The 3,162-nt window shown below is 64.0% G+C and carries 2 protein-coding genes; one reads left to right on the top strand and one right to left on the bottom strand.

The window, feature by feature from the left end:
* The first annotated feature begins 20 nt into the window (after nucleotides 1–20).
* The gene (locus Q0X61_RS13045; protein WP_297743305.1) at nucleotides 21–2,222 is read left to right on the top strand and encodes a 6-phosphofructokinase; all 2,202 of its coding nucleotides are present in this window, start codon (nucleotides 21–23) and stop codon (nucleotides 2,220–2,222) included.
* A 1-nt stretch (nucleotide 2,223) separates the two neighbouring features.
* Here the strand turns inward: Q0X61_RS13045 and Q0X61_RS13040 are convergent, their stop codons facing one another.
* Nucleotides 2,224–3,039 (bottom strand): hypothetical protein, encoded by an 816-nt coding sequence (locus tag Q0X61_RS13040; RefSeq protein WP_297743303.1) that lies wholly within the window; start codon nucleotides 3,037–3,039, stop codon nucleotides 2,224–2,226.
* Nucleotides 3,040–3,162: the final 123 nt, after the last annotated feature.

Here is a 3,162-nt window from a genome sequence, read left to right as displayed (position 1 = left end):
CTGTTCCCTGCGCGCCCCGAATCGGTGTACTGACGTCAGGAGGGGACGCGCAGGGCATGAACGCTGCGGTGCGTGCCATCACGAGAGCGGCCATTCGCGAGGGCGTGGAAGTATTCGCCATTCGTGAGGGCTGGCAGGGTGCCTACGAGGGTGGCGAGCACATCACGCGCATGCACTGGAGGGATGTTTCCGGCATCCTCGGCAAGGGCGGCACGGTCATCGGCACGGCACGCTGCGCTGAGATGCGCACGGAGGCCGGGCAGCGTGAGGTGGTGAAGAACCTTGTTAGCAACGGCATCGATCACCTGATTGTGATCGGTGGTGACGGGTCTCTCACGGGTGCCCGTGAGCTCAAGCTGTGTTGGTCGGACGTGCTCGACTTGTTGGTGGCTGCCGGCGATATTGACCAGGTACTGGCCGATCGGCACCGCCATCTGCGGATGGCGGGCATCGTCGGCTCCATCGACAACGACATGGTGGGCACCGACATGACCATCGGCACCGACTCCGCCATGCACCGCATCACCGAGGCTATCGACGCGATCTCGGCGACGGCGGAGTCGCACCGTCGCACGTTCATCATCGAGGTGATGGGGCGCAACTGCGGCTATCTTGCGCTCATGACCACCATCTCCGGTGGTGCCGACTACACCTTCCTGCCTGAAAGTCCTCCCCGCGACGGTTGGGAAGAGCGCATGATGCAGGTACTTGAACGCGGCCGTTCGGCGGGCCGACGCGACTCCATCATTGTTGTCGCGGAAGGGGCCAAAGACCGCGCAGGGGAACCTATTTCCGCTCAGCGCATTCAGCAGGTCATTATGGAACGCACCGGAGAGCAACCCCGCATCACCATCCTTGGGCACGTGCAGCGAGGCGGGAAACCGTCGGCGTACGACCGCTGGATGGCCTCCGCCTGCGGCGTGGAAGCCGTGCAGGCGGTGCTTGAGCTCGACGAGGACGCCGAGCCGGTGCTCGTCGGGGTGCAGGGAGATCAAGTGGTGCGTCGCCACTTGATGGACGACGTCGTCGCCACGCGTGCGATCGCCGACTACGTACGCGAGGGCGACTACGCACGGGCGATTGCCAGCCGTGGGCCAGGGTTCGCAACGATGATTGACATCTACCGCACGCTCATCGAGGCGCAACCTACGGTCACCGAGCTTCGCGGGCAGCGCATCGCCGTCATGCATGCCGGTGCGCTCGCGCCGGGCATGAATCAGATTGACCGAGTCGCTGTGCGGACTGGTCTCGATCTCGGCTACTCGATGTTCGCCATTCGCGGCGGCATTCCGGGACTGATCTCGGGCAAGATCGGGGAGGTGCACTGGAACGACGTCGAGGGTATGGCTCACATTGGTGGCGCTCAGTTCGGCACCAGGCGTTATGTGCCCACGGAGGCCGACCTGTACCCGATGGCCCGTCAGCTGGAAGAGCACGCCATCGACGCGCTTCTCATTTCGGGTGGGTTCCACGCCTATGCGACGGTGAACATGATGGAGCGTGAGCGTCACCGTTACCCGGCGTTCAACATTCCAATCGCGTTGCTGCCCGCCTCGATTGACAACAACTTGCCATCATGGAATATGGCGGTGGGCTCAGACACCGCACTCAACACCGTGGTGGATTCCATCGACATGGTGCGTATGTCGGCATCGGCGAGCAAGCGCGCGTTCGTCGTCGAGACGATGGGCCGCACTTGTGGATTCCTGCCGCTCATGGGCGGCATCGCGGGAGGCGCGGAGAAGTCATACCTGCCCGAGACGGGGGTGTCGCTGCAGCAACTTGCCGAAGACATCGATGCGCTCGTCGACGCCTTCGTGACCGGCCGCACGTTCTATCTCGCCGTGATGGGTGAGGAAACCAGCGAGCACTACACCTCCGACGTCATCGCGAAGATGTTTGAAGCGGAGGGAGAAGGCCTGTTCTCGGTGCGCCAGGCCATCGTCGGACATATTCAGCAAGGCGGCGTGCCGTCGCCGTTTGACCGGGTGAACGCTACCCGGCTCGCCTACCACGCCGTCGCTTGGCTCGACGATCAACTGCAGCAAGGCAAGACGGAATACGGTGCGGCCGAGAGCGGAGTGGATGGGATCATGGCGCCCGCGCGGCGAGTGCTGGAGGGGATGGACTGGGAGAACCAGCGCCCGTATGAGCAGTGGTGGTGGAAGCTACGGGCCGTTGCGGATCATCTCACGCGCCACCCAGGGCAGTCGGAGGGCTAACTCAGCACAGCGCGAGTGGGTGGTTGAAGCTGTGAGACGCCTCGCAGGTCATCGCGGCAGCCTCCGTCAAGGCGTCATCCGATGCCTCCGATGGTTGCGGGCGGGTCATGCGTACCACGAGGGTGTGTTCGTCGGAATCTCGTCGAATGAGCGTGAACCTTACGCTTGTGGCCCCGCCCTGTTCTTTCGCCCCGACGTAGCCGCACACCACCGCGTGCGCGTTGCCGGAGACCGCAACTGGCCGGGGCTCGATACGAAAGTCGACCGTGTAGTCGGCACTTTGGTCTGCGACGAGGAGTTCGCAGGCGGCGGCGATATCTGCGTCGACGGATGTCAGTGTCGCCACCTGGATACGCACGTTACCTGTTGGGTCTTTGGCGCGGATGAGACGACGGTTTCCCTCGGTCAGCTCGTCGTGGTACACCTCCCAGTTGCGGGGGAGCGTGATGGTGGCGTCTCCCACTATTTCTTCCACTCCGGGTGGTTCTTGCGTGGGGGAGGGGCTCGGTGCTGGCGGGCTGGGCGACATTGACGCGGAGGGTTGTGGCACTGGAGCGGGCTTCGCGGCCTTCCGGGTTCCGAAGAACAGGTATGCGCCGACCACAGCGATGACGAGCACGATGGCCACGATCACCGCGATGATGCCACGGCGATCGATCGGCGGAGTATCGGTTTCGTCGGGCTGGGCACTGGCTTCATCGGGGAGTGCGCGGCGAGCGCGGTCTGGGCTCGCATGGCGTTCGTCATCGTTCGATAGGCGCTCGTCGTCGAAGGAATCGGGCATGGCCCTGCGTGGGCCGCGCGGCTCCTCGTCCATGTGCCTTCCTCTCGACGTTACCTCGGCCAGGCTACTGCCTGGTTGCAAGGAGCTAAAGCTACAGAGTGGCGAGCCGGCGCGGGAGGCACTAGAGTGTGCTCGGTTCCGGGCGCATAGCTCAGT

Source organism: uncultured Tessaracoccus sp., assembly GCF_947255005.1.
Classification (GTDB): Bacteria; Actinomycetota; Actinomycetes; order Propionibacteriales; family Propionibacteriaceae; genus Arachnia.
This window is presented reverse-complemented; position numbering and strand designations above follow the sequence as displayed.